At 76.0% G+C, this 25,488-nt stretch carries 25 protein-coding genes; 12 read left to right on the top strand and 13 right to left on the bottom strand.

The features are described from left to right. Positions 1 to 32: 32 nt before the first annotated feature. On the bottom strand, positions 33 to 1,562 hold the full coding sequence (locus ACZ34W_RS18365; protein WP_329491369.1) for an SDR family oxidoreductase: 1,530 nt from the start codon (positions 1,560 to 1,562) through the stop codon (positions 33 to 35). Between the two features lie 282 nt (positions 1,563 to 1,844). Between ACZ34W_RS18365 and ACZ34W_RS18360 the strand changes: the two genes are divergently transcribed. Next, positions 1,845 to 2,567: a CBS domain-containing protein gene (locus ACZ34W_RS18360; RefSeq protein ID WP_329491370.1), complete on the top strand. Its 723-nt coding sequence runs from the start codon at positions 1,845 to 1,847 to the stop codon at positions 2,565 to 2,567. Between the two features lie 157 nt (positions 2,568 to 2,724). Beyond that, a complete protein-coding gene (locus ACZ34W_RS18355; RefSeq protein WP_329491371.1) occupies positions 2,725 to 3,375 on the top strand; it encodes a beta-glucanase in 651 nt (216 codons plus the stop codon). 55 nt (positions 3,376 to 3,430) lie between these two features. Here ACZ34W_RS18355 and ACZ34W_RS18350 read toward each other — a convergent pair whose 3' ends face one another. Continuing rightward, positions 3,431 to 3,802: a hypothetical protein gene (locus tag ACZ34W_RS18350; RefSeq protein ID WP_465605362.1), complete on the bottom strand. Its 372-nt coding sequence runs from the start codon at positions 3,800 to 3,802 to the stop codon at positions 3,431 to 3,433. A 151-nt stretch (positions 3,803 to 3,953) separates the two neighbouring features. Between ACZ34W_RS18350 and ACZ34W_RS18345 the strand changes: the two genes are divergently transcribed. Then, complete coding sequence (locus tag ACZ34W_RS18345; RefSeq protein ID WP_465605360.1) at positions 3,954 to 4,319, top strand: SHOCT domain-containing protein; 366 nt, start codon at positions 3,954 to 3,956, stop codon at positions 4,317 to 4,319. Between the two features lie 59 nt (positions 4,320 to 4,378). On the opposite strand, the gene ACZ34W_RS18340 is transcribed toward ACZ34W_RS18345, so the two are convergent. Beyond that, entirely contained in the window at positions 4,379 to 4,789 is a 411-nt protein-coding gene (locus ACZ34W_RS18340) for an organic hydroperoxide resistance protein (RefSeq protein ID WP_352290759.1), read from the bottom strand. Positions 4,790 to 5,048: 259 nt separating this feature from the next. Here ACZ34W_RS18340 and ACZ34W_RS18335 point away from each other — a divergent pair, with 259 nt between their 5' ends. Both ACZ34W_RS18335 and ACZ34W_RS18330 read left to right on the top strand, forming a co-directional pair. Then, a complete protein-coding gene (locus tag ACZ34W_RS18335) occupies positions 5,049 to 5,531 on the top strand; it encodes a MarR family winged helix-turn-helix transcriptional regulator (protein WP_465605512.1) in 483 nt (160 codons plus the stop codon). A gap of 61 nt (positions 5,532 to 5,592) precedes the next feature. Then, positions 5,593 to 7,824, top strand: a complete 2,232-nt coding sequence (locus ACZ34W_RS18330; protein ID WP_465605358.1) for a TnsA endonuclease N-terminal domain-containing protein — start codon at positions 5,593 to 5,595, stop codon at positions 7,822 to 7,824. Positions 7,825 to 8,064: 240 nt separating this feature from the next. On the opposite strand, the gene ACZ34W_RS18325 is transcribed toward ACZ34W_RS18330, so the two are convergent. From ACZ34W_RS18325 to ACZ34W_RS18295, 7 genes are all read right to left on the bottom strand, one after another. Next, positions 8,065 to 8,448, bottom strand: a complete 384-nt coding sequence (locus tag ACZ34W_RS18325; protein ID WP_329491376.1) for a VOC family protein — start codon at positions 8,446 to 8,448, stop codon at positions 8,065 to 8,067. Positions 8,449 to 8,575: 127 nt separating this feature from the next. After that, complete coding sequence (locus ACZ34W_RS18320; RefSeq protein WP_465605356.1) at positions 8,576 to 9,535, bottom strand: STM4011 family radical SAM protein; 960 nt, start codon at positions 9,533 to 9,535, stop codon at positions 8,576 to 8,578. Further along, positions 9,532 to 10,866 carry an STM4012 family radical SAM protein gene (locus tag ACZ34W_RS18315; protein WP_465605354.1) on the bottom strand — a complete coding sequence of 445 codons (1,335 nt, stop codon included), beginning with the start codon at positions 10,864 to 10,866 and terminating at the stop codon, positions 9,532 to 9,534. The genes ACZ34W_RS18320 and ACZ34W_RS18315 overlap by 4 nt, the downstream gene beginning before the upstream one ends. Next, entirely contained in the window at positions 10,863 to 11,780 is a 918-nt protein-coding gene (locus ACZ34W_RS18310) for an STM4013/SEN3800 family hydrolase (protein WP_465605510.1), read from the bottom strand. Before ACZ34W_RS18310 ends, ACZ34W_RS18315 begins: the two co-directional genes overlap by 4 nt. A 74-nt stretch (positions 11,781 to 11,854) precedes the next feature. Next, entirely contained in the window at positions 11,855 to 13,102 is a 1,248-nt protein-coding gene (locus tag ACZ34W_RS18305) for an STM4014 family protein (RefSeq protein ID WP_465605352.1), read from the bottom strand. Positions 13,103 to 13,117: 15 nt separating this feature from the next. Further along, positions 13,118 to 14,059 (bottom strand): STM4015 family protein, encoded by a 942-nt coding sequence (locus ACZ34W_RS18300; protein ID WP_329491380.1) that lies wholly within the window; start codon positions 14,057 to 14,059, stop codon positions 13,118 to 13,120. A gap of 112 nt (positions 14,060 to 14,171) precedes the next feature. Beyond that, positions 14,172 to 15,125, bottom strand: a complete 954-nt coding sequence (locus tag ACZ34W_RS18295; protein WP_465605350.1) for an STM4015 family protein — start codon at positions 15,123 to 15,125, stop codon at positions 14,172 to 14,174. A gap of 154 nt (positions 15,126 to 15,279) precedes the next feature. On the opposite strand from ACZ34W_RS18295, the gene ACZ34W_RS18290 reads away from it, so the two are divergent. From ACZ34W_RS18290 to ACZ34W_RS18280, 3 genes are all read left to right on the top strand, one after another. Beyond that, positions 15,280 to 15,606 carry a hypothetical protein gene (locus ACZ34W_RS18290; RefSeq protein ID WP_465605348.1) on the top strand — a complete coding sequence of 109 codons (327 nt, stop codon included), beginning with the start codon at positions 15,280 to 15,282 and terminating at the stop codon, positions 15,604 to 15,606. A gap of 126 nt (positions 15,607 to 15,732) precedes the next feature. Further along, positions 15,733 to 16,851: a DUF6745 domain-containing protein gene (locus ACZ34W_RS18285; RefSeq protein ID WP_465605346.1), complete on the top strand. Its 1,119-nt coding sequence runs from the start codon at positions 15,733 to 15,735 to the stop codon at positions 16,849 to 16,851. A 43-nt stretch (positions 16,852 to 16,894) separates the two neighbouring features. Continuing rightward, complete coding sequence (locus ACZ34W_RS18280; RefSeq protein ID WP_465605344.1) at positions 16,895 to 17,464, top strand: MepB family protein; 570 nt, start codon at positions 16,895 to 16,897, stop codon at positions 17,462 to 17,464. A 57-nt stretch (positions 17,465 to 17,521) separates the two neighbouring features. On the opposite strand, the gene ACZ34W_RS18275 is transcribed toward ACZ34W_RS18280, so the two are convergent. Further along, entirely contained in the window at positions 17,522 to 18,388 is an 867-nt protein-coding gene (locus ACZ34W_RS18275) for an SDR family oxidoreductase (RefSeq protein ID WP_465605342.1), read from the bottom strand. 158 nt (positions 18,389 to 18,546) lie between these two features. Between ACZ34W_RS18275 and ACZ34W_RS18270 the strand changes: the two genes are divergently transcribed. Then, positions 18,547 to 18,936 carry a winged helix-turn-helix transcriptional regulator gene (locus tag ACZ34W_RS18270; protein WP_329491386.1) on the top strand — a complete coding sequence of 130 codons (390 nt, stop codon included), beginning with the start codon at positions 18,547 to 18,549 and terminating at the stop codon, positions 18,934 to 18,936. 138 nt (positions 18,937 to 19,074) lie between these two features. On the opposite strand, the gene ACZ34W_RS18265 is transcribed toward ACZ34W_RS18270, so the two are convergent. Both ACZ34W_RS18265 and ACZ34W_RS18260 read right to left on the bottom strand, forming a co-directional pair. Beyond that, positions 19,075 to 19,284, bottom strand: a complete 210-nt coding sequence (locus tag ACZ34W_RS18265; protein WP_359804680.1) for a hypothetical protein — start codon at positions 19,282 to 19,284, stop codon at positions 19,075 to 19,077. A gap of 218 nt (positions 19,285 to 19,502) precedes the next feature. Next, on the bottom strand, positions 19,503 to 20,954 hold the full coding sequence (locus ACZ34W_RS18260) for a phosphatase PAP2 family protein (protein ID WP_465605339.1): 1,452 nt from the start codon (positions 20,952 to 20,954) through the stop codon (positions 19,503 to 19,505). A 152-nt stretch (positions 20,955 to 21,106) separates the two neighbouring features. Between ACZ34W_RS18260 and ACZ34W_RS18255 the strand changes: the two genes are divergently transcribed. The 3 genes from ACZ34W_RS18255 to ACZ34W_RS18245 all read left to right on the top strand — a co-directional run bounded on the left by ACZ34W_RS18255 (position 21,107) and on the right by ACZ34W_RS18245 (position 25,488). Further along, positions 21,107 to 21,751, top strand: a complete 645-nt coding sequence (locus ACZ34W_RS18255) for a lysophospholipid acyltransferase family protein (protein ID WP_465605337.1) — start codon at positions 21,107 to 21,109, stop codon at positions 21,749 to 21,751. 569 nt (positions 21,752 to 22,320) lie between these two features. Continuing rightward, complete coding sequence (locus ACZ34W_RS18250; protein ID WP_465605335.1) at positions 22,321 to 23,079, top strand: class I SAM-dependent methyltransferase; 759 nt, start codon at positions 22,321 to 22,323, stop codon at positions 23,077 to 23,079. An 828-nt stretch (positions 23,080 to 23,907) separates the two neighbouring features. Further along, the gene (locus tag ACZ34W_RS18245; protein WP_465605333.1) at positions 23,908 to 25,488 is read left to right on the top strand and encodes a PE-PGRS family protein; all 1,581 of its coding nucleotides are present in this window, start codon (positions 23,908 to 23,910) and stop codon (positions 25,486 to 25,488) included.

Below are 25,488 nucleotides of genomic sequence, written 5' to 3'. Positions count from 1 at the left end.
GTCGTGTGGTGGCGGACGGTCCAACGAGTCGATCATGTGATGGTTGCGCCGTCCGGGGCGGTGTTCCGGGATCCGGCGGCGCGTTCGGTGATCCGGCGCGCCATCCCGCCGAAGACGATGGCGTGGAACGGTGCCACCGACCACCAGTACGCGTGCCCGGCCAGCCCGTGCGGGTGGAACAGTGCCCGCTGCCGGTAGCGGCTGCCACCGAGGCCGTCCGGGGTGACGGACAGCTCCAGCCAGGCCAGCCCGGGCAGCCGCATCTCGGCGCGCAGCCGCAGCAGCCGCCCGGCCTCGATCTCCTCCACCCGCCAGAAGTCCAGCGAGTCGCCGACCCGTAGCCGGGCCGGGTCGCGCCGGCCCCGGCGCAGGCCGACGCCGCCGGCCAGCCGGTCGAGCCGGCCGCGCAGTGCCCAGGCGAGCGGGAAGGAGTACCAGCCGTTCTCGCCGCCGATGCCCTCCACCACCCGCCAGAGCGCGTCCGGCGGGGCGTCCACGTCGCGCTCCCGGACGTCCTGGTAGAGGCTGCCGCCGGCCCAGTCCGGGTCGGTGGGCAGCGGGTCGCTCGGCGCGCCGGGCAGGGTGGCGGAGGACCACCGGGTGGCCACTTCGGCGTCCCTGATCCGCCGCAGTGCCAGCCGGACCGCCTCGTCGAAGCCGGTCGGGCCCCCGGGCGGGTCGGGCACGTACTCGGCCAGGTCGTGCTCGCCGCGGACCACCTCGTGCCGCAGCGACTCCACCAGCGGGCGGGCGAGCGAGTTGGGGACGGGCGTCACCAGGCCGACCCAGTGGCTGGAGAGCCGGGGGGTGAGCACCGGCACCGGGACGATCAGCCGGCGCGGCAGCTCGGCGACGGCGGCGTAGCGCATCATCATCTCGCGGTAGGTGAGGACGTCCGGGCCGCCGATGTCGAAGGCCCGGTCCACCTCCGGCGGCAGCCGGGCCGCCGCGGTGAGGTAGTACAGGACGTCCCGGACGGCGATCGGCTGGATCCTGGTGTCGACCCAGTTCGGGGTCACCATCACGGGCAGCCGCTCGGTGAGGTAGCGCAGCATCTCGAACGAGGCCGAACCGGATCCGATGATCACCGCGGCCCGGAGTTCGGCGGTCGGCACCCCGCTCGCCCGCAGCCGGCGGCCGACCTCGGCGCGCGAGCGCAGGTGCGGGGACAGCTCGGCGGCCGGCACCCCGGCGGGGTTGATACCGCCGAGGTAGACGATCCGGCGGACCCCCTCCCGGGCCGCCGCCTCGCCGAAGGCCCGGGCGGCGGCCCGGTCGGTCGCCTCGAAGTCACGGCCGGTGCCCAGCGAGTGGACCAGGTAGTAGGCGACGTCGATGCCGGCGAAGGCCCCGGTCAGCGACTCCGGCCGGGTGACGTCCCCGGCGGTGGCCTCGACCGAGGCCCGCCAGGGGTGGTCGCGCAGCCGGCCCGGGTCGCGGACCAGGCAGCGGACGGAGTGCCCGGCGGCCAGCAGCTCGGGGACGAGCCGGCCGCCGATGTAGCCGGTGGCGCCCGTGACCAGGCAGCGCAGCGGGGCGTCGGGGGTGCTCGGTCCGGCCATGGTGCCTCCCAGAAAGCCGCGTCAGGGGTGCGGGGTTCGGTGCGGCGGCGCCGGCGGGCGGGCCGCACGCGCCCTCCGTCAGCTTCGCCGCCCGCAGTCCGGGCCGCCACAGCACCGGCCCGGCACCCGCCCGCGCGGGCCGCCGTCCGGAGCGGGCCGGGCTCGACGGCCGGGCGAGCGGACCGCACCGCCGTACGCTGTGAGGGGAGCGTCGGACGGCAGTGCCGTTGGTCCCGGGATGTCAGCCCCTTCGGCCCCTGGCCGGGGGCGCGGCCGGGAGGGATGCTCCAGATATCCGGCCGGACGGCGGTCGTCCGGCCGACATCGCTCGTGGACGAGGTGACCGGCGTGCTGCATGCCACCGTCGAATCAGTGATGACCAGTCCCGTGGTGCGGGTCGCGCCCGAGACCGGGTTCCGGGAGATCGTCGCCGTGCTGACCGAGTACGACATCACGGGGGTCCCGGTGGTGGACCCCGACGGGCGGCCCCTCGGCATCGTCTCCGAGGCGGACCTGCTGCTCACCCTGGCCGCCCAGGAGGACCCGGGCAGCCTGGTGCCGCCGCCCGAGCTGACCCGGACGGGGCCGGGCGGGGCCGTCACCGCCGCGGACCTGATGACCGGCCCCGCCGTCTGCATCACCCCCGGCACCAGTGTGGTGGCGGCCGCGCGGCTGATGAGCCGGCACGGGGTGAAGCGCCTGCCCGTGCTGGACGAGGACGGCCGGGTGTTCGGCATGGTGAGCCGGGGCGACCTGCTGCGCGTCTTCCTGCGCGAGGACCGGGTGATCCGCCGCGAGATCGTCGAGGAGGTGCTCGGCCGGATCGAGGGCGTGAGCCCGGCGGAGGTGGGCGTGGAGGTCGACCAGGGCCGGGTGGTGCTCAGCGGCAGCGTGCCGGCGCCGCACCTGGTGCCGATCGTGCTGAGCCTCTGCCGTTCGGTGGACGGCGTGGTGTCGGTGACGGACCGCCTCGGCAGCAGCGACGAGGCCGCCGTTGTCGGCTGACTCCGGTCCGGGCCGGCCACTGTCCCGTCGAGTCCCGCCGTCTTGACCACGGACCCGGAGCGTCCGCTTCGCATACTGCGGAGAGTATCGGGTAAGTCACTCCTTGTGTGCGGCGGCAGCGGGCCGCCGAACGCGCCGGGTGACCCGGGAGGCGGCCGTGGCAGTCGTGTTCGACGCGGATTTCACTTCGACCAGGCAGTGGGTGGCGGGCCGCAGCAGCGCCTATCCCCGGATGGGGCCGACCAACCGGGGCGATCACAAGCTGGACTTCCTGAGCCGCTCCTACTGCCCCGGTGGCGTGTTCGCCGCCGTCCGGCGGCACGGCGGCGACCTGTGGACGTGCAGCCTGCTCACCACCGAGGGCAGCCCGGAGGCGTTCCAGGTCCGCACCGGCGACGTGCTCACGGCACGGGTCACGCTCCCCGTCGAGACGGGCGCCTGGCCGGCCATCTGGACCTGGCGGGACGGCGGCAACGAGGTGGACGTCTTCGAGTACCACCCCGACCATCCGGACCTGCTGGAGGTCTCGAACCACGTTCGCGGCGGCTCCCGGTACTGGCACGGCGCCGACGCCGGGATAGCCCCCGGCGCCACCTTCGACCTGCGGGCGGTGCTGGGCGCGCGCTCGGTGGACTGGTTCGTCGGCGACACGCTCGTGCACGCGGACCGGCGCGGGGTCGGGCCGGACTTCCACGCCTACCTGATCGTCAACCTCTCGGTGGCGGACGGCACGTACCACGACCGGCCGTCGGCCACGGGCCCGGACCGGCTGAGCTGGACCTGCCACAGCCTGCGGATAGAGCGCTGACGAAGGCCGCGCGGCCGCCCCCGGGTCGGAGTCGCCGGCCCGGGGGTAGCGCTGTTCACCGGTCCGGCGGGAACGTCGCCGTGATCAGGCCGCGCGGGCCGGTGCGCTGGAACCAGACCACCCGGCGGTACGGGCCGATGTGGGCGGGGTGCGTCACGTACAGGTCGTCGCGCGGGGCGCCTTCGTTGCCGGGGGCGAGGGCGGCGTCGACGGCCTGGTCGGCGATGGTGGCCAGCAGCGCGTGCGCCGTGGCGGCGGCCGCTTCCGGGGCGATGGCGAGCGCGGTGAGCTCCGCCCAGAGCCGGCTGGAGACGTAGAAGATCGGCGAGTGGCGCAGGGCCGGATGCAGGCGGCGGTCCTCGTAGCGGCGGAGCACCCCGGCCGCGACGAGCTGCTCGCGGTCGTCGGCCGGCGGGTGGTGGTCCATGGGCCGCAACGCTACCCCGACGGGCACGATCGGCGCGTCGCGAGCGTTTCTCAGACAATCCTCAGGTCCGCCGGAGCACCTGCGGGCGCAGGATGGTGATGAGGCGCCGATCACCTCGATGGGCCCTGCGGGGCCGGAGGAGGAGGCCGTGATGGGGCACTGGAACGGTCCGCGCCACGGGCACGGCCACGGTCACGTCCTGGGCGGCTGGGGCTACGGCCTGCTGGCCCTCCTGCTGCTGCTGGTCCTGGCGGTCCTCGTCCTGGCGGCCGTCGCGCTGGTCCGCCACCTGTCGCGGACCTCGCGGGGCGCGCGGCCGGTGCCGCCGGGCCCGTGGGCCGCGACCGCGTCCGGGCCGCCGCGCCGGGCGGTCTCGCCGACGGCCGAGCAGCTGCTCGCCGAGCGGTTCGCGCGCGGCGAGATCGACACGGAGGAGTACCGGCACCGCCTGGACGTCCTGCGGGACGCCGGCGGACCGGGTGAGGCCGCCGCGGGGGAGCCGCCCGGCGGCGGATGACGCCGCAGGGCCCCGCCGACGGCGCGGCGGGGCCCTGACGTGCCGGGGGGCGGGGGCTGCTACTCGACGACGAGCTCCACCGGGATGTTGCCCCGGGTGGCGCGGGAGTAGGGGCAGACCTCGTGCGCCTGCTTGACCAGGAGCTCGCCGCCCTCGCCGGCCAGCGCGTCCGGCAGCTCGACCCGCAGGACGACCGCGAGGCCGAAGCCGGCGCCGTCCTTGCCGATCGAGACCTCGGCCGTTACCGAGACCTCGCTGGTGTCGACGCGGGCCTGTCGGCCGACCAGGCCCAGCGCGCTGGCGAAGCAGGCCGCGTAGCCGGCCGCGAACAGCTGCTCGGGGTTGGTGCCCTGGCCGCTGCCGCCGAGGGCGGGCGGCATCGCCAGCGCGAGGTCCAGCTGTCCGTCGGAGCTGACGGCGCGGCCCTCCCGGCCGTTCGCGGTGGCCACAGCGGTGTAGATCGCGTCCATGGGTCTGGTCCCTTTCGTCCTGCGTCCGTACTGCTTCTGTCCCCGGCGGCCGGTGGGGCCGCCTTCCGGGCACAAGTAGAGCACGCAATTCAATTGCGCACAACTCAATGGTGCGCACGGCCGCTATCATGGAGGCATGGCAACACCCCCCGAGACCGCCGCCGCCGACGCGCCGTCCGTCGACGCCCTGCCCGTCCACGCCGCTTCTGTCGATGCCGCTTCCGTCGATGCCGCCCGCCCCGGAGCGCCCGGCGCGGACCTGCTCCACGGCGAGCAGCCGCTCCGCGACGAGGACCTGCTCCGGCTCGACCAGCAGATCTGCTTCTCGCTGAACGCCGCCTCGCGCGCGTTCGGCGGCGTCTACCGCGTCCTGCTCAAGGAGCTGGGGCTCACCTACCCCCAGTACCTGGTCATGCTGGTGCTCTGGGAGCACCGCGAGTTGCCCGTGAAGCGGATCGGCGAGCACCTGCGCCTGGACTCCGGGACCCTCTCGCCGCTGCTCAAGCGGCTGGAGGCGGCCGGCCTGGTCCGCCGGGAGCGCAGCCCCGAGGACGAGCGCTCCGTCACCGTCAGCCTCACCGACGCCGGGCGCGAGCTGCGCGACCGCGCCGGGCAGGTGCCGCGCAGGCTGCTCGCCGCCACCGGCCTGCCGGTCGAGGACCTCGCCGACCTGCGAGCCCTGCTCAACCGGGTGACCGGCGCGCTCGACTCCGCGCTCCTGGCCGACGGCGCCGAAGGCTGACCGGCCGGGCCCGCCGGTGCGGCGGCGTCCAGTCGGTGGCGGCAGGCATACTGGATCCCTCGTGAACGAACCCGGGGGGGGGAACGTGGAGGGTCCGCCACCCGCGTCGCGGCAGGGCCGCGCGTGGAGCGACGAGGAGACCGGGCGGCTTGTCGACGGCGTTCGGGAGGGTTTCGACCTGTCCGAACTGGCCGGGCGGCACGGCCGGACGACCGGGGCCATCGGCGCCCGGCTGGCCCGCCTCGTGCCCGAGGCCGAGCTGCCCGAGGCCGAGCTGGTCGAGGACCGTCCGGCTTCCGGCGGCGGACCGGCCTCCGGTGTCGCGCTGGTCGGGAGCGCCGAGCTGGAGTGGCTCCGAGCGCGCCTGGCCGTCGACCCGGACTATCCGTGGCGGAGCGTGTTCGACGCGCGCCGCCGTCCCCCACGCGGGCTGCGCCGGCGACGGGCCGCCGGTCACGCTCCGGCGGCCACCCCCGGGGAGCCTGCCCCGGCCGGGCCCACGCGCGGCGAGCCCGCCGCCGGGCCGCAGTGGTCGGCCCGGCTCGATGACGTGCGGGCCGAGTGGGAGCGGACGATCGGGCACCAGCTGCGGGCCGAGCGCCGGGCGGAGTTCGTCGCGCGTCCGGTCGTGGCGGACCTGGCGGTCGTGGCCGCCCCGCTGCGGCAGGCGGCCGCCCGACGGCTGTGGGAGGGCGAGGCGCGTCTGCTGCTGGACGACTGGCTCCTGGAGTGCCTCTGCCCCGGGGCGTCGAGGCTGACGACCGACTGGGCGCCGATCGCCGAGCGCGACCCCGACACGGTGCTGCTGCTCCGCGAGCTGGCCGCCGCCGCGGCGGCGGAGATACCCGCTGGGCGGAGCCGCGAGATCGTCTGCCGCCGCCTCGGGCTGCACGACGGACCGGCCGAGTCGTTGGCGGCGGTGGGGGAGGCGTTCGGGATCTCGCGCGAGCGGGTCCGCCAGCTCCAGGTGAAGGCGGTGCGCGGCATGGCGAGCACCGCCGCGCCGGCGACCCGGAGCCTGCGGACCCTGCTCGCCGGGCTGAGCCGGGTCGATGATCCACCGTGCCCCGACGGCTCGCCCGCCGGGGACGGGCCGGATCCGCTGGACGGCTCCCGGACCGCCGGTGCAGCGGTGGCGGACCCCCCGGCGTCGGCCCGACTGCTCGACCTCGCGGAGGTGCTGCTGCCGGCGGTCCCGGTGCGGCAGGCCGCGCTGGTGATCGCCCAACTGGCCGGTGCTCGGAAGCTGCGCGCGGAGAACCTGGCGGCCGAGGCCGTGACCGTGCGCGCCCTTCGCCACGACGCCGCGCGTCGCGAACTGTCACGGCAGGGGCGGATCGAACGCGCCGCCCGACGCTGGGCCGCACTGGAGGCCGAAGTCAGCTGGTTCGGGGCGCCCCAGCCCGCCCCGCCGCGCGGGGAGCTGGCGGCCCTGCGGGACACGGCCGGGGAGGACGGGCGCTCCGGGTCCTGGCACTGCCCCAAGCTGGGCCGCGAGGTCGCCTACGAGTCGGAGACCGAGTGGCGGGTCGTCCAACTGCTCAGCTTCGCCCCGCAGATCGCGTACTACCAGGAACAGCCCCTGGCCATCGGCTACGACTTCGACGGTCGCCGGCGCACCTACTACCCGGACCTCCTCGTGGCCACCACCGACGGGCGCTGCGTCCTGATCGAGGTCAAACCGGTCTACGAGATGGCGACCGCCGTCAACGTCGCCAAGTACCGTGCGGTGGAGGCACTCTGCCGGGCCCGCGGGTGGGGTCTGGTGGCCACCGACGGCTGGAGGACCCGCAGACTCCTGGAGGACCGCCCGGTCGACGGCCGGTTGGAGGCCGCGCTGGACGAAGCGCTGGCGAGGGGCGGCGAACTGACCTGGCATCAGGTCAGGGCTGCCGCAGGGGCCCTGCCACTGAGGTCGCTGGACCTCGCCGCGCTGGTGCTCCGGCGCGGCTGGGTCTGGCGCACCCACCCCTACCGGCTGCGGAGCGGCGCGCCGGCGAGCGTTCCCGCCCTGCTGTCGGATCCGGCTCCGGCATCGGATTTCACTCCGGTGTCCGCCCCCGCCCCGGACGCCTCCGCGCCTCCGCCTCCGTCGCCGGGGACGGAGCCGATCCCCCTCTTTCCGGAGGTGTCCCCACGGCCGAGGGTCGTGCCCTCCCCGGCGGAGGTCGAGGCGGCCCGAACGGCGGCAGGCGGGTGGACCCGGGCCCAGCTCGCCGCCTGGGGAGTGGCCTGGCCGGCCCCGAAGGGGTGGAAGCAGCGCCTGGCGCAGGAGTGGGCGGCCGGTAGGTAGCACCGGCGTACCCGCCCGGGCGGGTACGCCGGACCTCGTGGCCCCGGTGCCGGCAGTCGGCGGTACCGGCGCCCTGGAACGGGCCCGACCGCCTCGCCGGAGCCGGTCCACCGGCGAGGCGGCTGCGGCACGCCGACACCCGCGCCACCGTGGCGGTGGTGCCCGGCACGGTGGTACGAGCCGACGGTGCGGGCCGACGGTGCGGGCCGGGGGGCGGATGCTACCCGGCGGCCCGTGCGCTCACGCGGTCCGCTCGTTCAGGCAGATGATGTTCCCTTCGCTGTCCTTGAACCAGGCCGCGCGCATGCCCTCGGCCTCCACGACGCCGTCGACGGTCTTCAGACCCGGCATGTCGTACTCCTCGAACGTGACCCCGCGGCCGCGCAGCGTCGCCATCTCGCCGTCGAGGTCGGGGACCTTGAAGCTGGCCAGCGTGTGCGCGGCCTGCCCGGCGCTCGGCGTCTCGTACATGCCGAACTCCGTGCCGCCGCACTCGAAGCTGACGTCCTGCTCGTTCTCATCGGTGAGCTTCAGGCCGAGGGTGTCGGTGTAGAAGCGCTTCGCCCGGGCGAGATCCGCCGCCGGGATGATGGCCACCATCGGTGCGTCTCCAAGCATTGCCATCGCCTCCTCCCTCCAGGCTAGATTCGCCGGGGCCGATCTGCCCAGGGCCGGCGGCGCCGGAAGCCCGGTGTGCCCGGAGGGTGGCGGCCCGCTACCGCGCGGGCGGCGGGCGGCCGGGTACGCCGCGTCACCAGGCGTGCGGCACCCGTTCCAGGACGCCTCCGGCGAAGAGGTCGTAGAGCGGCAGGGTCTCCAGGTGCACATAGCCGATGTGGCAGTCGCAGACCGGCAACGGGCAGGGCCGGGAGCGCAGTTGGCGCCGGTACGAGCCGTCGTAGAGGTTGCCCAGAACGCCCCGGACGAAGTGGCAGCGGCGGACGGTGCCGTCGCCGTCCACCGAGAGCACGGACTCCCCGGTGCGGCAGGGGCGGCCGGCGCTGGGGTGGGGGTGCCGGCTGTAGCCGAAGTGCGGGTCGAGCGCCGTCCAGTCGGCGGCCTCGGCGTCGCTGTAGGTGAGCCCCTCGGCGGCGTTGATCCAGAGGTAGACCGCCGGGTCCAGCGCGGCGCGGAGCCGGCGGGCCTCCGCGAGGTGCCCGGGTTGGCCGACCACGCCGACGCTGTACCGCACACCGAGCGCGTCGAGCTCGCGGCACTTGGCGAGGAACCGCCGGTGGTCGACCTGTCCGGGGTGGTACGTCACCCAGAGGGCCAGCGTGTCGGGGTCGGCCTCAGCGAGCCAGCCGGTTCGGCAGCTGAGGTTGGTCTGGATCGCCACCCGGCGCACGTGCGGCAGCCGGCTCAGCTCGACCAGCGCCCGCCGGTACCAGGACCGCACCAGGCCCTCGCCCCAGGGCGTGAAGAGCACGGACAGCGTGTCGCCGCTACCGGCCCGTCCGGCGGCCCAGCCGGTGAACCGCTCCAGCGCCGCCCGGTCGGCCCGCAACTGCTCCGGCGTGTCACGCCGCTTGGCGAACGGGCAGTACGGGCAGTCGTAGTCGCAGGAGGACAGCGGGCCCCGGTAGAGCAGGGTCAGGTCGACCCCGCCGTCGTCCGGCGCGGGCCGGGAGGCCGCCGAGGGTACGAGGTCGGGGCCGGGCCGGGCGTCGCCGGTGGCCGGCCGGGGCGCGGGCATGCCGAGGAAGGTCATTTCGCCTCGTACTCGGCCATCAGCCGGTGGACCTCGGGCGAGAACAGCATCGGACCGGCCGCGTCCGAGTGCGCCAGCCCCTCCGGCGAGAGCATCAGGCGCAGCTCGTCCTGCGCCAGCCAGCCCCGGGCCTCGAACGCGGCCAGCTCGGCCGGGAAGTCCTCGATGGGCGCGCTGCCGAAGCGGGCGCGGTAGTCCGCCAGCGGCATGCCCTCGGCCTGGAGCAGCGACTGGACGAGGTGCCGCCGGCGGGCCTCCTCCGGCGTCATGTACCGACCGACCTCGGCGTGCCGGAAGTCGGTGGTGGCCACGTAGTCGTCGATGATGCCGCGCACCTCGGTGGCGTTCACCGCGTAGTCGAAGGAGTAGTGCAGCCGCGAGGTGTAGGAGCGGGCCCCGCAGCCGAGGCCGACCATGCCGTCGGTCTGGCAGGCGTACTCGCCGCTCCCGGCCTGCGGGGAGGCGGCGCGGCGGAACATCCGCATCGACACCTGCTGGTAGCCCCGGGCGAGCAGGTGGTCGCGGCCGGCCCGGTAGAGCGCGAGCCGGCGGGCGTCCCAGGCGGCCGGGCTCTCCTGCTCGCCGCGCCGGGCCAGGCCGGTCAGCGGCCGGACGTACAGCGGGTAGAGGTACAACTCCTCGGGCTCCCAGGCCAGCGCGGCGTCCAGCGACCGCAGCCAGCCGGTCTCGGTCTGGCCGTCGATGCCGTAGATGAGGTCGATGTTGAGGACGGGGAACCCGGCGGCGCGGATCCGCCCCAGGGCGGCCTCGACCTCCGCGCGCTTCTGCGGGCGGACGGCGGAGCGGGCCTCCTCGTCGAGGAACGACTGCACGCCCAGGCTCAGCCGGGTGGCGCCGCGGGCGGCCAGCACCTCCAGGCGGTCGGCCGTGGCGGTGGCGGGGGAGGCCTCGACGGAGAGCGGGACCGCCCGCAGGTCGACGCCCGTCCGCCGCTCGGCGATGTCGCAGAGCCGCTCCAGCTCGCCGGCGGTGAGGTAGGTGGGCGTGCCGCCGCCGAACGCCGCCAGCGCGAACCGGGCGCCGTCGTCCAGGGCCTCGCGGACGGTGGCGGCCTGGCGGTCGAGCGCGTCCAGGTAGGCGGTGGTCAGCCCTTCGGGGCTGCCGATCCGGGTGAACAGGTTGCAGAAGCCGCAGCGGACCTCGCAGAAGGGGATGTGCAGGTAGAGCGAGAGCGCGTGCTGCGGCTCGCCGGCCCACAGCTCGCGCAGCGCGGGACGCTCCGGCAGCCGCCGGTAGGCGGTCTTGTGCGGGTAGGCGTAGACGTACGACCGGTAGGGCGAATCGGTCGTCGGGGCCGCGGCCGTGGTCATGCGGTCTCCTCGGCAGTGGCAGTGGCAGTGGCAGTGGCAGTGGCAGTGGCGGTGGCAGCGGCGGTGGCAGTGGCTGTCGGGCGGGTGGCTGCGGTCGGGGCGGGTGCCGGGCGGGCCGGGAGGGTGAAGTGCGCGTACGGCACCGTCCAGACCACCTCGTGGCCGATCCGGTGGCCGGTGTATCCGTCCTCGCCGTACGCCGTGCCGTGGTCGGAGCAGACGATCGCGAAGCACGGCCGGCGGGCGCTCATCGCCGCGAAGAGCCGGCCGATGTAAGCGTCCACGTACTCCAGGGCGGCGGCGTGGCTCTCCCGGGAGTCCCCGTCCTCGCGGGTGCCGCCCGGCAGGTGGAACCAGTTGGGCTGGTGCAGCGCCGAGACGTTGAGGAACAGGAACAGCGGCTGCCCGGCCGGCTGTTCGGCGGCGACCTGCTCGGCCCTGGCGACCTGCGCCTCGAAGGAGGTGGGGGAGGGGACGCCCATCTCCGGCGACCAGTGGCTCTCCTGGAACAGCCCGGGCAGCACCGAGCCGAGCGGGCCCTGCTTGTTGAAGAAGCCGACGCCGCCGATGCAGACCGTCCGGTACCCGTGCCCGGCGAGCGCGCCCGGCAGGTCGGGTGCGTCGAACACCCAGGTGCGCGGAGCGGTGCTCTCCGACCCGGCGAAGCGGGCGGCGAACAGCCGCGGGTGCGGACCGCCCGGAGCGGCGGGGGTGGGCAGGAAACCGGCCAGGATCGCCTGGTGCGCGGCGTAGGTGAAGCTGCCCGGGGAGTGTCGGCGCTCCCAGCGGCCACCAGGGAGGACGGCGGCGAGGTGCGGGATCCGCCCGGCCGCGGCCAGCTCCTCGGCGACGTCGAACCGCAGGGTGTCCAGGGTGACGAGGAGCAGGTCGTGGGTGCCCACGACGGCGTTCATGTCGGGCGCGGCGGCGGCCGCCGGCGGTGTCGCCGGCGCGGTCGGCGCGGGCGCCCGGTGGTCGTGCTGGTGGTTCATCGCGTGGGTTCCATCGGTTCCGTCGTCGGTGCGTCGTTCCTGGGCCCGGGCCGGTGGCCCGGGTGTCGTAGCGCGGAGATCTGGGCGGCGTAGGTGTCCAGGCCCTCGGCCGGGCCGCCGGGCAGGCCGGTCAGGTTCGGCAGGAGGTCGCCGAAGGCGTTCACCTCGCCGACCACGGCCCGGCGCCACCCGGCGGTGGGCAGGACGTCGACGCCGACCATCGGTGAACCGGGGAAGCAGGCCGCCGCCCGCTCGGCCGTCTCCAGCAGGCCCCGCCAGGCGTGGCCGGCGGCCTGCTGCGCCACGGCGAGGCTGCCGCGGGCGCCGCCGAGGTGGAGGTTGGTCATCGGCTGTGCGCTGGTGCGCACCACCACGTGGGTGGCCCGCCCGGCGATCACCACCACCCTGAGGTCGGCCGAGCGGCCCGCCTGGGCGGCCTTCGGGATCCACTGCTCGACGTGCAGCCCGTCCGGTGCCAGGCGGTCGACCAGCTCGGCCGCCTCCCGCTCGTCCCGGTAGCGGCGGACCCGCAGCGAATTGTGCAGCTGCCCGCCGGCCAGCTCGACCGAGGTGGTGGCGAGCACCTGCCCGCGCGGGCCGAACTCCAGCGCCACCACGCCGGACGCGGAGGAGCCGTGCGCGGGTTTGACGAAGACCCGCCGCAGCCCGGCGGCCCGCAGCCGCTCCCGGAGGTCCGCCCAGCCGGTGATCCCGGCGCCGTCGAGCGCGCGCGGCACCGGCACCCCGGCGCCCGCCAGCAGTGCGTGCGCCCGCCGCTTGTCGAACATCACGGCGATCTCCTCAGGATCGCCGAGCAGCCGCACCCCCGGCACCCGGGCCACCGCGCGCAGGGCGTCCACCACCCCCGTGTACCAGGCCGCGCCGCCCTCCACCCTGGTCGGCGCGTACGAGGGGCCGAGGGCCGGGCCGCGCAGCAGCTCGTCCACGGCCGGGTCCTCGCCGGGCGACTCGATCCGCAGCAGGCTCCCCGCGGGCACGACGAACCGGCCGCGCAGGACGTCGATCCAGGGCAGCACGACCGGCTCGGGCAGGCCGGCCGCGCGGGCGGCGGCGGCGAACAGCGTCACCCGCCGGTGCCCGGGATTGCCGAGGACGGCCAGCGGCGCGTCCTCCCCGGCACCGGCCGGGGGCGCGGCCGGCCGGAGCGCCTGAGGCCTGGGCGCCTGCGGGGTGGCCGCCAAGCGGGAGGCCGTCTGGGGGGAGGCCGTCTGGGGGGTGCTCATCCGGACCGCGCCGGGCTACTCGGCGACCGCGACGTAGCGGTCCTCGGGGTCGTCCTCGTACTCCGCCTCGGCCTCGTCGAGGTCGAGCTCCACCCCCGGCAGGGCTTCGCGCAGCCGCTGCTGGAGCTCCTCGGAGAGGTAGTGGTGGTGCAGGTCGAGCAGCCGAAGATGGGTCAGCGGCTGGCCCTCCAGCAGGGCGGCGGCGCCCTCGTCGGACAGCACGCCCATCGAGAGGTCGAGCACCTCCAACTGCGCCACGACCGGCGCGTGCGCGACGGCGGCGGCGATCTCGTCCTGGTACTCGCTGTTGGCCAGGGCGAGGTGGCGCAGGGCCGGGAGCCGGGCGCCGTCGAGGAGGGGCGCCAGGTCGTCTATGGTCGAGTCGCCGCCGTACTCGTCCACCCCGAGCCAGAGCTCCAGCCGCTCCAGGGCGGGCAGTTCGGAGCCGGCCACGGCCCGCACCACCGTGCCGGGCAGCCCGCCCGCCTCGAACCGCAGGGCCTTCAGCCGGTCGTGCCGGAACGGCGCGAGCGCCAGCCCGCCGCCACCGCGCACCACCAGCTCGGTGAGCCGGGGGAAGGCCGCCGCCACCACGGTGACGTCGGACATCTCCAGCCAGGAGATCTCGCACTCCTCGGACGTCACGTCGGCGACGAAGAGCGCTTCGAGAGCGGGGAGCCGCCCGGCGTCACCGACGACCCGGGCCAGGGCGTCGGTCACCGGCCCGTAGCCGTCGGTCCACCAGGGGCCGATCAGCAGCGCCCGGACCTCGTCCGGGTCCACCGTGTCGAGGAAGGTGTTCCAGAGCGCGTCGAAGCCGGTGCCCGCGCCGTAGGGCACGGCGAGCCGCCACGCGGCGGCGCCCGGCGCCGGCCGGTCGCCCGTGGCGCCGGCCTCGCCGGAGAACTCCACCACGGGGAGCCCGTGGAACTCCCGCTGGTGCTGGTAGGCGTGCATACGGTCCCCTGTGCTGCGTGCGCTGCCGGTGAGCGGCAGGTGGTGAGTGGTGGGCGGCGAGCGGCGAGCGGCGAGCGGCGAGCGGTGAAGGTGTGGGCGGGGCGGTGCCCGGCTATTCGGCGACCGCGACGTAGCGCCACCGGTCGTCCGGACTCCCGGCCTCGGAGAGGTCGACGGCCACCCCGGGCAGGGCCTCCCGGAGCCGTTCCTGGAGCGCGTCGGTGAGGTAGTGGTGGTGCAGGTCGAGGGCCCGCAGATGGGTGAGCGGCTGGCCCTCCAGCAGGGCGGTGGCGCCCTGGTCGGTCAGGACGCCCATCGAGAGGTTGAGCGAGTCGAGCCGGGCGACGACCGGGGCGTGCGCGACGGCGGCGGCGATCTCGTCCTGGATCTCGCTGTTCTGCAGGCCGAGGTGGCGCAGCGCCGGGAACCGGGCGCCGTCGAGGAAGGGCGCCAGGTCGTCGAGGGAGGAGTCGCCGCCGTAGTTCTCGACCCCGAGCCAGAACTCCAGCCGCTCCAGCGCGGGGAAGTCGCTGGACGCGACCGCCCGCAGCACCGCGGCGGGCAGACCGCCCGACTCGAACCGCAGGGCCTTCAGGTGCTCGTGACGCAGCGCCTGGAGGGCGATCCCGTCGTCCTCGACCATGGATCCCGCCGCGCCGCGCACCACCAGCTCGTCGAGCAGCGGGTACGTCGTCAGCACCGGCGTCACGTCGACCATGTTGATCCAGGAGATCTCGTTCTCCTCGTACGTGATGTCGCCGATGAACAGGGCGCGCAGGGCCGGCAGCCGGTCGGCGGCGGCGAGGATCGCGGCCAGCGGCCCGGTGAAGCTCTCCGGCCCGTCGGAGGACCACTCGCCGACCACCACGGCGGTGACCCGCTCGGTGTCGACCGCGTCGAGGAACTGCTGCCAGCGCTCGACGAACGACGTCGGCGAGTCGAACTCGATGCCGACCTTCCAGGCGACCGCCGCCGCCTCGGGCAGGGCGGTGCCGTCCTCGACCGCCTGGACGAAGTCGAGGACCGGGAGGCCGTGGAACTCTTCGATGTGCTTGCCGACCGTCATGCGCTGCTCCTCCGGGATGCGGGCCGAACAACTGTCTACCAGCCGGGTCCGACAAACCGGTCGCCGGGGCGGACCCGGGCGCGTTTGTCGGACCCCTGTTCTACGTTTCGGACCGTGAGATTCCGACGCCCGTCGGGTCGGTCAGGGAGGACTGATGTATCGCCAGGGTGACGTGCTGATCGTGCCGACGGCGGAGGCCGCGGTGCCCCCGCGGGTGCCGGCACTGGCCGCGCAGCCCCGGGACGCGCGGGGCTGGCTGGTGCTGGCGCTCGGCGAGGTCACCGGCCACGCGCACGCCGTGGTCGGCCCGGGGGAGCTGCGCCGGGAGGCCGGGCCGTTCGGCGCCGCCTGGCTGCACCTGCCCGAGGGCGGTCGGGTGGTGCACGAGGAGCACGCCGCGATACCGCTGCCCAAGGGCTGGTACCGGGTGGTGCGCCAGCGCGAGTACGTGCCGGGCGCGGTGCGCGTCGTCGCGGACTGACGAGGTCCGGGCGGGCGGGGCCCGCGGGCGGCGAGGCGGGCCGGGGGCCGGCGGCTCCCGGGTGGTGGCGGTGGACGGAACGAGAGGGTCGGCCGGGCACGGGCCCGGCCGGGACGGGAGCAGGTGATGGTGACGGAGCAGACGGTCGGGCCGGCCGAGGTGACGGCCCGCTGGCGGGCGTGCGCGGCGGCCACCGGGGCGGCCGACCGGGTCGCGGTCGAGCGCGCGGTGCGGGCCGCCTACCGGGCGGCCGGGCTGGCCGAGCCGGCCGAGGTCCGCTGGTTCGGCTCGCCGCCGGCGGCGGCGCAGGCGGCCCTGGAGCTGCGGGCCGCCGGCGCGGTGAGCGTCCGCGAGGCCGTGCGGACGCTGCCGTGGGAGGCCGCCAGGCGGCGGGCCGTGGAGCGGGTCGGGCCGGCCGGGTGGGCGCCTCTCTGGTCGCTGACCGGTGGTGAGATCGGCCCGGTGACCAACGCGCTGGCCGGGCGGATCCGCGACGCGGTGCTCGACCGGCTCGCCCCCGAGCCCGACCTCGACGAGGTCGACCAGCCCGAGGCCGATGTGGCCCGCGCCCGTCGCACCGCCGTCCGGCTGGCGCTGCTGGACGCCGTCCGGGGCCAGCACGACGCGCCGTGGTTCGCCGCCTTCGAGGCGGCCGGCGTGCTCGCCGGTGCACCGGCGGAGCGGGCCGGGATCGACGCGCCGGCCGGGATCGACGCGCTGGCCGAGGTCGCGGGCGAGGCCGGCTGGTGGTGGCCGTACGAGGGCGTGGCCCTGGCCAGCGAGCGACCGGTCGCGCTGCACCGCGACGAGGCGGGCCGGCTCGACCGGGCCGACGGCCCGGCCCTGGGCTTCGCCGACGGCTTCGCCCTGCACGCCTGGCGCGGCATGCCCGTCCCGGCCGACTTCCTGTCCGGCCTCGGCGGCGTCACGGTCGAGCGGATCCGGACGGAGGAGAACGCCGAGCTGCGCCGCGTCCTGCTGGAGCACTACGGCTACGAGCGGTACCTGGCGGACTCCGGCGCCGAGCCGCTGCACCGCGACGAGACCGGTGTGCTCTGGCGGATCCAACTCCCGGACGACGAGGCGGTGGTGATGGTCGAGGTGGTCAACTCCACCGCCGAGCCGGACGGCACCTTCCGCACCTACTGGCTGCGGGTCCCGCCGAGCACCCGTACGGCCCGGGCCGGGGTCGCCTGGACCTTCGGCATACCCGAGGCGGAGTACCACCCCCGGCGCGAGACCTGAGCGGTCGCCTGCCCGGCCCGGGCGGCTGTGACAGGGTGAAGCCATGGCGACGAACGACGAGCACCCGGCCGGTCCCCGCGCGGGCCGCCTCGAACCGTGGTCGGACACCGACCAGGTCCACGGCGATCTCCGTGCGGCGAAGGCGCTCGTCTACGACCCCTGCGGGTTCACCTGCACCCGGCCGGTCCCCGAGGCCGAGAGCGCCGACTACGCCGCCCACGCCTTCACCCTGGACGGCCGCCCGGTCCGCTTCCGCGCGGCCAGGACGACCCCCGCCAAGGCCGGCCAGTTCGTCACGGTCTGGAAGAGGTCCCCGGGCGGGCCCATCCAGCCCTTCGACGCCACCGACCCCGTCGACCTCTTCGTCATCGGCACCCGCGACGGTCGCCACGCCGGCCAGTTCGTCCTGCCCATGGACGCCCTCCGCCGGCACGGTGTCGTCGCGGTGGGCGGTTCCGGCGGGAAGCGGGCCTTCCGCGTCTACCCGCCCTGGGCGACCACCACCAACCGGCAGGCCGGCAGCGCGCAGGCGTGGCAGCTGGAGCACTTCCTGCACCTGCCCGAGGGCGGCCCCGTCGACCTCGCCCGGGCCCGGGAGCTCTACCGGCGGTAGCCGCGGCCGGGCCTCGACGGCCGGCCGCCCCGACCGGCGGCCGCCCCCGACGGCCGGTCACTCGGCGGGGCTCGTCCGGTGGAAGGCGGCGGCGTTGCTCCGGGCCCAGTCGGCGAAGGTGCCGGCGGGGCGCCCGAGCAGGCGTTCCACGTCCGGGCTGACCTGCTGTTCGGCATCGGTCGGTGCGCCGAGGATGTCGAGCGTGCCGTCGGCCACGTGCTCCGGCATGAAGGCCAGGAGGTGCGCCCGGGCGGCCTCGCGGCTCAGCTCGACGAAGGCGAGCGGCGCGCCGGTCGCCTCCCCGAGGGCGGCGGCCTGCTCGCGCGGGGAGACCGGCGCGGGCCCGGTCAGCACGTACGTCCGGCCGTGGTGCTGCCCGTCGCCGCGCAGCACGACGGCCGCCACGGCGGCGAGGTCCGCCGGGTCCACGGTCGGCAGGGCCACATCGCCGAACGGTGCCGGCACCGTCCCGCCGGTGCGGACCGGCTCCGCCCAGGCGAAGGCGTTGGAGTGGAAGCCGCTCGGCCGCAGGATCGTCCAGTCGAGCCCGGACTCCCGGACGGCCTGCTCGAAGGCCCCCAGCCGGGTGTGCGAGGGCGGCACCGGCCGGGTGCCCAGGATCTGGGAGGAGAGCAGCACCACGTGCCGCACACCCGCGGACCTGGCCACGTCGACCAGCGCGGCCGGGCTCTCACCGCCCGTCAGCAGCTCGCCGGAGAGGAGGAGGAACAGCGCCTCGGCGCCGTCCAGGGCGGTCCGCAGGCTCTCCGCGTCCGCGAGGTCGGCGCGGTGGTGTCGCACGCCGTCCGGCAGGGTGGCGTCCACCGGCCGCCGGGACACCGCCGTCACCTGCTCGCCCGCCGCCGCCAGCGCCTGCACCAGCGGTCGTCCGACATTGCCCGTCGCCCCCGTCACCACGATCATGTCCGTCCCCGTCCTTCGCACTTTGTTGTCGTCAATTCCCGCTGTTCGCAGGGAAGTTGCAGCCACTTGAGGGGATCCCTCGGTGGCGACAGGACGACGCTAACAGCCTGCGTACAGTAGGTACCTAGAGGAAAGTGACCCGGCTCGGAGGGGGCGGCATGAGCGAGATGGCCTGGGCGGCGGACGGAACGACCGATCCGGTGCGGGCGTGCCCGATCGGCCCGGTGGTCGACCTCGTGTTCAGCCGCTGGACCACCCCGGTGCTGTGGACGCTCCATGCGCACGGCCGCCAGCGCTACGTCGAACTGCAGCGGCGGGTGGCGGACATCAGCCCCAAGGTGCTCACCCAGCGGCTGCGCCAGCTGGAACGCGACGGGCTGGTCCGGCGGACGTACCACGCCGAAGTGCCGCCCCGCGTCGAGTACGAGATCACCGAACTCGGTGACAGTCTCGCCCCGCTCTTCGCCACCCTCGCCGACTGGTCCGCCGCCAATCTGGACCGCGTCGCGCAGGCCCGCGAGGAGTACGACAGCGCGCCGCCGCGCTGATCCTCGGTGGATCCGCCGACGCCGCCGGGTGACCGCGAAGCGGGCCGACGGCACACCACCGCCCGCGCGGGCGGCGCGGGCGGTGGTGGCGGTCCGGGCAGTACCGGTACGGCCCGGTGCCGGGCGGTTCTCGGAGTGTCAGGAGATCTCGTTGCCGTTGAACGAGCCGACCACGTTGTCGCCACCGGTGTTGAAGATGTCGGCCCCGGCGAGCTGGTTGCCGGTGCCGATGACCGTGATGGTCGTGGTGGTCACCTCGGGGCCGTCGGCGAACGCCTGGGTCGGGACGGCGGCGGCGGCGCCGATGGCGGCCAGGAGGACGGCGACGGTGCGGACGGTACGGTACACGGCGTAACCCCTTCGTAGGCTAACTTGCTCTGCACACTAGGGACTCGGGGCGGACACCGCCGGGGAATGTCACCCGAATGGTGCGCCTTGCGTGTCGCCCCCGACCGGGACCGCGACCGGACCGCGGCCCGGCCCGGGGCTTTACCCAGAGCCCGGACCGCGGCCGCGGGCGGCGCCTACGGTGGGCTGCCTCCGGCAGGCCCCCACGGCCCCGCGCGCTACGAGGGCGCGGGGCGGTACACCGTCAGGGCGTTCGGCGCCTTGCCCAGCCGCAGGGCACCGGCCGCCGGCAGGCTCTCGCCGTCCACCGCGATCCGGTCGGCGTCGCCGAGCGAGTCGAGGCCCAGGCCGGTCAGCCGGGCCGAGTGGTAGACCCGCGAACGCGACAGCGTGCCGGAGAGGAAGGCCGCCGCCAGCCTGGTCCGGGCGAACGGGCTGCCGCCGTCCACCACGCGGATGTCCAGCAGGCCGTCGGCCAGGCCGGTCCGCCGGGTGGGGGCGAAGCCCGGCGGGTCGTAGGCGCCGTTGCCCGCGAACAGCAGCCAGAGCCGCCGGCTGCGTCCGCCGGCCTCGACGGTGACCGGTTCGGCACGTCCCAGCGCCCGGGCGACGGCCACCGCCAGGGCCGGCCACTTGCCCAGCCGTCCCTCCAACGACTCGCGGAGCCGGACCAGTTCGGGGTACACGCCGAGACTGAAGGTGTTCAGGAAGATCCGCCGCTCGGTGTCGTCGACGGCCAGGCCCAGGTCGACCCCGCAGGCGGAGCCGGCCTCCACGGCGCCCGCCGTCGCCTCCAGCGACTCGATCCCGAGGTCCAGCGCGAAGTGGTTGAGCGTGCCACCGGGGAAGACGGCCAGCGGCAGGTCGCGCTCGACCGCCAGGGAGGCGGCCAGGTTGACACTGCCGTCGCCGCCGCAGACCCCGAGCGCGCCGCCGTCCGCCGCCGCCCGGTCGGCCGCCTCGGCGAGCAGGGCGGGCAGGTCGTCGTCCGGTCCGCAGACCCGCACCTGCGCACGCGGCAGCAGCGTGCGCAGGACGGCCGCGGTGTCCTCCGGGCCGTCGGCGAGCAACGCCCCGCTCCCCGAACCGCTGTTGACCACCACCGAGAGCCCGGCCCCCTCGGTCAGCGCCGGCGCCGGCCGGGGCGGCGGGCCGGCGAGCGGCGGCCGGTCGTTCGTCCGGGGCCACCAGCGAAGCGTCAGGGCCGCCAGCCCCGAACCCAGCGCGAACCCGGCCAGCACGTCACCGGGGTAGTGCGCGCCGGTGTAGATCCGGGACGCCCCGACGGCGGCCGCCACCGGCGCCACCACGACGCCCAGCAGCGGCGCCTCGATCGCCACGGCCGTCGCGAACGCGGCGGCCGAGGCGGAGTGGCCGGACGGGAACGAACTCGTCACCGGCTGCCGCAGCAACTGCCGCACCACCGGCACCTGGTCCAGCAACGGGCGCGGACGGCGGGTCAGCTGCTTGGCGGCGATGTTGGCCACGGCCGAGGCCATCGCCAGCGACCCGACCCCGCGCAGCGCCGCCCGCCGCCCGGCCCGGCCGCCGACCGCCCCCAGCACGGCGGCCGTGCCCATCCAGAGCACCCCGTGGTCCGCGGCCCGGCTCAAGCGCCGTAGCCACGGCTGGGCATGGCGCAGGCGCGCCAGCGCCACTCGGTCGAACAAAGCCCTGTCCACTGCGTCGAGTCGCCTCATCCGGCGAGCCTAGTCGGGCTCCCGCAGATCTGCGCGGCATTGAGTACGGGTACTCAGGCGTGCCGGGCCGGAACGGCCAACACTGGTGGCAGCTCACCCGCCCACCGGAGGACCCACCAGCCATGCTCAGCCGAACCGCCGCCCTCCTCGTCCCCGCCTTCGGCTCCCTGCGGGTGAGCGCCGACCCCGAGGCCGTGCTCGCACCCGGGAGCATCGTCGCCGCCAACCACACCTCGCTCGCCGACCCCGCGATCGTGTTCGCCGCCCTGCACCGCCTCGGCGCGCGGCCGATGGTGCTCGCGACGGCCGGCCTCTGGCGCGTCCCGCTGCTGGGGCGGCTGCTGCGCCACGAGGGGCACATCCCCGTCCACCGCGGCACCGAGCACGCCGCCGACGCCCTGGACCGGGCCGCCGACGCCCTCGCTGCCGGACACCTGGTCCTCATCTACGGCGAGGGCGGCCTGCCGCGCCGTTCCGACTCCGGCGAGCTGGCGCCCGGCCCGTTCCGCAGCGGCCTCGCCCGGCTGGCGGGGGCCACCGGCGCACCGGTGGTCCCGCTCGGCCAGGCGGGCGCCCGCCGCCTGAGCTCCGGCGGCGCGGTCAAGCAGCTCGCCGGCCTCACCACCGCCCCGGCGCGCCGCCCGGCCCTGCACGTCCACCTCGGCGCCCCACTGCACCTGGACGACGACCTCGCCACCGCGACCGCCACCGCCCGCCGCGCCGTCACGGCCGCCTGGGCCACCGCCGCCCGCAACGCCGCCGCCTGACGGGGAGCCGCGGCGCGCCTCTGCGTCGACCGGGCGACCCGTGCGGGCGGGTCGGCCCCGGGACCGCAGCCGAGGAATCGGTCCGACGCCGGGCCGCAGCACCCGACCGCGGGGACGTCGCCCCGCCCGGTGACCAGCCGCGCGGACCTGTTCGGCCCCCTCCCACCGCCCGACCACCGGAGGGGGCTCCTCGGCGACCAGCACCGGCGCACCCGCCGGGGCCCCACCCGCTGGCCCCCGCGACTGGGCCGAAGCCCTGCGACCCGGCCCGCCGGGCGCAGGTGGATCACCGCCACGCACTCCGTCGGCCGCCGGGGACACCGGGTGACTTCCCGGCCCGGCCCCGCGCGTCCGCCCCGGGCACCCCGCCGGGCCTGGGCGGCGATCCCGGCTCCGCGACCGCCGACGCTCTCGGGGCGGGGCGGCTCCTGTGTCGCCGATTCCTCCGCCGGCCCCTTCGAGGAGGAGGCCGCCGGGCCGCGCGGGGACGGCCGGTGCTCCGCTCGGCAGCGGCCCCGCCTGCGGAAATCCGGTTGGCCGGGCCTGCCGGGGGCCGCGATGATGCGGTTATGTCGCGTACGTTCGAAGAGCTGATCGCCGAGGCCGAGGCCGTGTCCGTCGATGGCTGGGACTTCTCCTGGCTGGACGGGCGGGCCACCGAGCAGCGCCCCTCCTGGGGCTACCAACGCCTGCTGGGGGAGCGGCTGGCGGCGGCCTCGGCGGCGCTGGACATCCAGACGGGCGGCGGCGAGGTGCTGGCCGGCGCCGGTCCCCGGCCGCCCGCGATGGTCGCCACCGAGTCGTGGCCGCCCAACGTGGCCCGGGCGACCGGGCTGCTGCACCCGCTGGGAGCGATCGTGGTCGCGGACCCGGACGAACCCCCGCTGCCCTTCGCCGACGGGGCGTTCGACCTGGTGACCAGCCGTCACCCGGCGACGGTCTGGTGGGCGGAGATCGCCCGCGTGCTGCGGCCCGGTGGTACGTACTTCGCGCAGCACGTCGGCCCGGCCTCGGTGTTCGAGCTGGTCGAGTACTTCCTCGGCCCGCAGCCGGAGGCCCGCCTGGCGCGGCACCCCGACACCGAGAGCGCCGACGCCCGGGCCGCGGGGCTGGAGGTGACGGACCTGCGGTCCGAGCGGCTGCGGATGGAGTTCTTCGACATCGGCGCGGTCGTGTACTTCCTCCGGAAGGTGATCTGGATGGTGCCCGGCTTCACGGTCGCCGCCCATCGCGCCCGGCTCCACGACCTGGACCGGCAGATCCGCGCCGAGGGTTCGTTCGTCGCCTACTCCGCACGCTTCCTCATCGAGGCCCGCAAACCGCTGTGACCTCGCGGCCGCCGTGTGTGTTCGCGGCTGGACGGGCAGCAGTTGCCGGGGGTGTTCGTCGCACTCCCGCCTTGAGGCCGTCCGCATGGACCCCCGGCCGGTCAGACTCTCCCGCACGGGTTCGTCGCCAACGACGGCCCCGGCACCACCGCGGGCCGGTTCACCGGGGTGATCCGGCTCCCCACCGGGACCCACGCCACCGAGCCGCGGCCGGTACGGGAGGTCCCGGGCCGCAATGCGGTCGGCCTTCCCGGGCGTCCTCGCGGACGCGAACTCCGGCTCGTGGCCCGCCGACCTGCCGGGCGGGCGGAGCGGACAAGGAGCCTGGCCTCCTTCGCCCTTCTCGAAAGGGTGGTCAGCACCGACGCACGTTTCCGCGGATCCGCACGACTCCGGTCGCCGGCGCGGGGACGGGGTCCCAGTGCCCCATCGCTGTCATCGGCGATCTCGCACGGCGAGGCCCGCTCTCCACCGACGCGGGTCACCGCGACGCGCTCGAAGCCATCCGTGCACTGCCCGCCGGCTCCTGCCCGCTTCCTTCGGCGGAGGGAGCTCAGGAGTTCATGGAGACCGGGGGGACGAAGGATTCCCAGCGCGCCCGCGTGGCGCGGGAACGCGCCGAGCGGGTCGTTGTCGGGGGCGGCGGGGCGCAGCGGGCGGTGCGGCGGGCGGGGAAGCTGTTGGAGTGACGCATTCCCGCTCCGGGCCAGGGTCTCCCGGTCCGGAGCGGACAGGAAGTCGGGTGGGTTGACTTCCTGCTCCGTGGGCTGGGAGAGGATGGGCGGATGGGAACTGAGGCAGGGCTGGAGCGCGCAAGGGCGGGACGCCGTGGCTGATCCGGCGGCCCGGGCGGCCGGGGGTGAGACGCCCGAGGAGCGGGCCGCCGTGTGGGCGGCCGTCGCGACAGGGGGTGACCAGGTCGGGGTGGACGACCGACTGGCCGATGCCTGGGCGGTCGGGCTGGCGCTCAATCCCGCCACCCCGCCCGAGGTCGTGGTGGGACTGCTGGCCCGGACGGCGGTGATGCCCTGGCCGGGGCTGCCCGCGGCCGTGGTCGAGGCGGCCGTGGGTCACCCGGACTGGGCCGTGCGGTGTGGCCTCGCGGAGTACCGGTCCGACCTCACGGGCAGCCAGTGGGCGCGCCTGCTCGACGAGCCGGACGGCCGGCGCCGGTGGCTGCTGACCTGGATGGCGGCGGACCGGCGGGTCGCGCTACCGGGCGGCGTGCTCCGGCGGCTCACCGCCGACCCGTCGGCGAGGGTCCGGGCCGAGGCGGCCCGCCTTCCCGGGATCGAGGGTCGGACGGCCGCCGCGCTGGCCGCCGACCCCGAGGCGGCGGTGCGTGCGGTGGCCTGTCGGTACGGCTGGCCGCACCTCGACGGCGCGGCCCGGCGTGCGCTGCTCGCCGATCCCGTCCGCAAGGTCGGGATGGAGGCCCTGCTGAACCTGCACCGCGAGCACCCGATGCCGCGGTCGGTGTTCGGCGCCGCGAGCCCCGGGGCGTCCAGGGCGCCCGACGGTTTCGGGGAGCGCGCGGTGGAGTCCTGCCGGCTGGTGCGCGACCTCGCCGAGGAGTTGGTCGGCGACGGTGATCCGGCCCGGCGCCGTGCGCTCGCCCGCAACCCCTACCTCGACCACGACCTGGTCGACCGGCTCGCCGACGACCCGGACGGGAGTGTCCGCTTCGAGGTGTCGGTCCGGCCCGAGCTCACCGAGGAGCGGCGCGCACGGGTCCGCATCGACCTCGACGGGGGCATTCACCGCCCGACCCTCGCGTGGGTCACGGCGCTCCACGGTGACCCGGACGCGATGCGCCGCCTGGCGGGCTCCTCCCATCCGCTGGTCCGGCGGAGCGTGGCCCGCGCCGGGCACCTGCCACCGGACGTGCTGGCGCTGCTGGCCCGGGACGAGGACCGGGTCGTGCGGCTGTTCCTCGCCGAGTCCTGCGACGACGCGCCGGCCGAGCTGCTGCTGGACGTGTGGCTGTGGTGGACCGGCAGCCTCAGCGTGCCCGACCGGCCTTACGGCCACCCGAACTTCCCCCGGGCGGGCCTCCTGCGGTACGCCGACGACCCGAACCCGCGGCTGCGCCGGCTCGCCCCCGACGATCCGGAGTCGACGGCCGAGCCGGTCGAGCGGCTCGGTTGGGACACCGCCGAGGAGGTGCGGTGCCGGGCCGCGTCGGACCCGCGGCTCTCCGCGGCGTCGGCGGTCCGGCTGCTCGACGACCCGGGGTCGGGGGTCCGTCATGCCGCCGCCCGCAATCCCCGGCTGCCCGCCGCCGTCCTGGTCGCCCTGCTGCGCGAGCCCGACACCGCGGCGGTCGCGGCCGGGAACCCCGGCCTGCCGGTCCAGGTGCTGCGCGCACTGGGCCGGCGGGCCGGGACGCCGGTCCGGCCGGAGGGCTGA

It is taken from the genome of Kitasatospora sp. NPDC022856, assembly GCF_055561235.1.
The sequence above is the reverse complement of the archived record's forward strand: the minus strand, read 5'-3'. Positions and strand labels throughout refer to the sequence as shown.

What these genes read in the sequence shown, in the direction of transcription:
- ACZ34W_RS18255 (WP_465605337.1), top strand. Translation starts at nt 21,107, where the DNA reads ATGCTCAGCCGAACCGCCGCCCTCCTCGTCCCCGCCTTCGGCTCCCTG.
- ACZ34W_RS18280 (WP_465605344.1), top strand. Translation starts at nt 16,895, where the DNA reads ATGGCGACGAACGACGAGCACCCGGCCGGTCCCCGCGCGGGCCGCCTC.
- ACZ34W_RS18310 (WP_465605510.1), bottom strand. Translation starts at nt 11,780, where the DNA reads ATGAACGCCGTCGTGGGCACCCACGACCTGCTCCTCGTCACCCTGGAC.
- ACZ34W_RS18285 (WP_465605346.1), top strand. Translation starts at nt 15,733, where the DNA reads ATGGTGACGGAGCAGACGGTCGGGCCGGCCGAGGTGACGGCCCGCTGG.
- ACZ34W_RS18320 (WP_465605356.1), bottom strand. Translation starts at nt 9,535, where the DNA reads ATGACCTTCCTCGGCATGCCCGCGCCCCGGCCGGCCACCGGCGACGCC.
- ACZ34W_RS18300 (WP_329491380.1), bottom strand. Translation starts at nt 14,059, where the DNA reads ATGCACGCCTACCAGCACCAGCGGGAGTTCCACGGGCTCCCCGTGGTG.
- ACZ34W_RS18275 (WP_465605342.1), bottom strand. Translation starts at nt 18,388, where the DNA reads ATGATCGTGGTGACGGGGGCGACGGGCAATGTCGGACGACCGCTGGTG.
- ACZ34W_RS18350 (WP_465605362.1), bottom strand. Translation starts at nt 3,802, where the DNA reads ATGGACCACCACCCGCCGGCCGACGACCGCGAGCAGCTCGTCGCGGCC.
- ACZ34W_RS18295 (WP_465605350.1), bottom strand. Translation starts at nt 15,125, where the DNA reads ATGACGGTCGGCAAGCACATCGAAGAGTTCCACGGCCTCCCGGTCCTC.
- ACZ34W_RS18315 (WP_465605354.1), bottom strand. Translation starts at nt 10,866, where the DNA reads ATGACCACGGCCGCGGCCCCGACGACCGATTCGCCCTACCGGTCGTAC.
- ACZ34W_RS18360 (WP_329491370.1), top strand. Translation starts at nt 1,845, where the DNA reads ATGCTCCAGATATCCGGCCGGACGGCGGTCGTCCGGCCGACATCGCTC.
- ACZ34W_RS18305 (WP_465605352.1), bottom strand. Translation starts at nt 13,102, where the DNA reads ATGAGCACCCCCCAGACGGCCTCCCCCCAGACGGCCTCCCGCTTGGCG.
- ACZ34W_RS18345 (WP_465605360.1), top strand. Translation starts at nt 3,954, where the DNA reads ATGGGGCACTGGAACGGTCCGCGCCACGGGCACGGCCACGGTCACGTC.
- ACZ34W_RS18290 (WP_465605348.1), top strand. Translation starts at nt 15,280, where the DNA reads ATGTATCGCCAGGGTGACGTGCTGATCGTGCCGACGGCGGAGGCCGCG.
- ACZ34W_RS18270 (WP_329491386.1), top strand. Translation starts at nt 18,547, where the DNA reads ATGAGCGAGATGGCCTGGGCGGCGGACGGAACGACCGATCCGGTGCGG.
- ACZ34W_RS18365 (WP_329491369.1), bottom strand. Translation starts at nt 1,562, where the DNA reads ATGGCCGGACCGAGCACCCCCGACGCCCCGCTGCGCTGCCTGGTCACG.
- ACZ34W_RS18250 (WP_465605335.1), top strand. Translation starts at nt 22,321, where the DNA reads ATGTCGCGTACGTTCGAAGAGCTGATCGCCGAGGCCGAGGCCGTGTCC.
- ACZ34W_RS18340 (WP_352290759.1), bottom strand. Translation starts at nt 4,789, where the DNA reads ATGGACGCGATCTACACCGCTGTGGCCACCGCGAACGGCCGGGAGGGC.
- ACZ34W_RS18325 (WP_329491376.1), bottom strand. Translation starts at nt 8,448, where the DNA reads ATGGCAATGCTTGGAGACGCACCGATGGTGGCCATCATCCCGGCGGCG.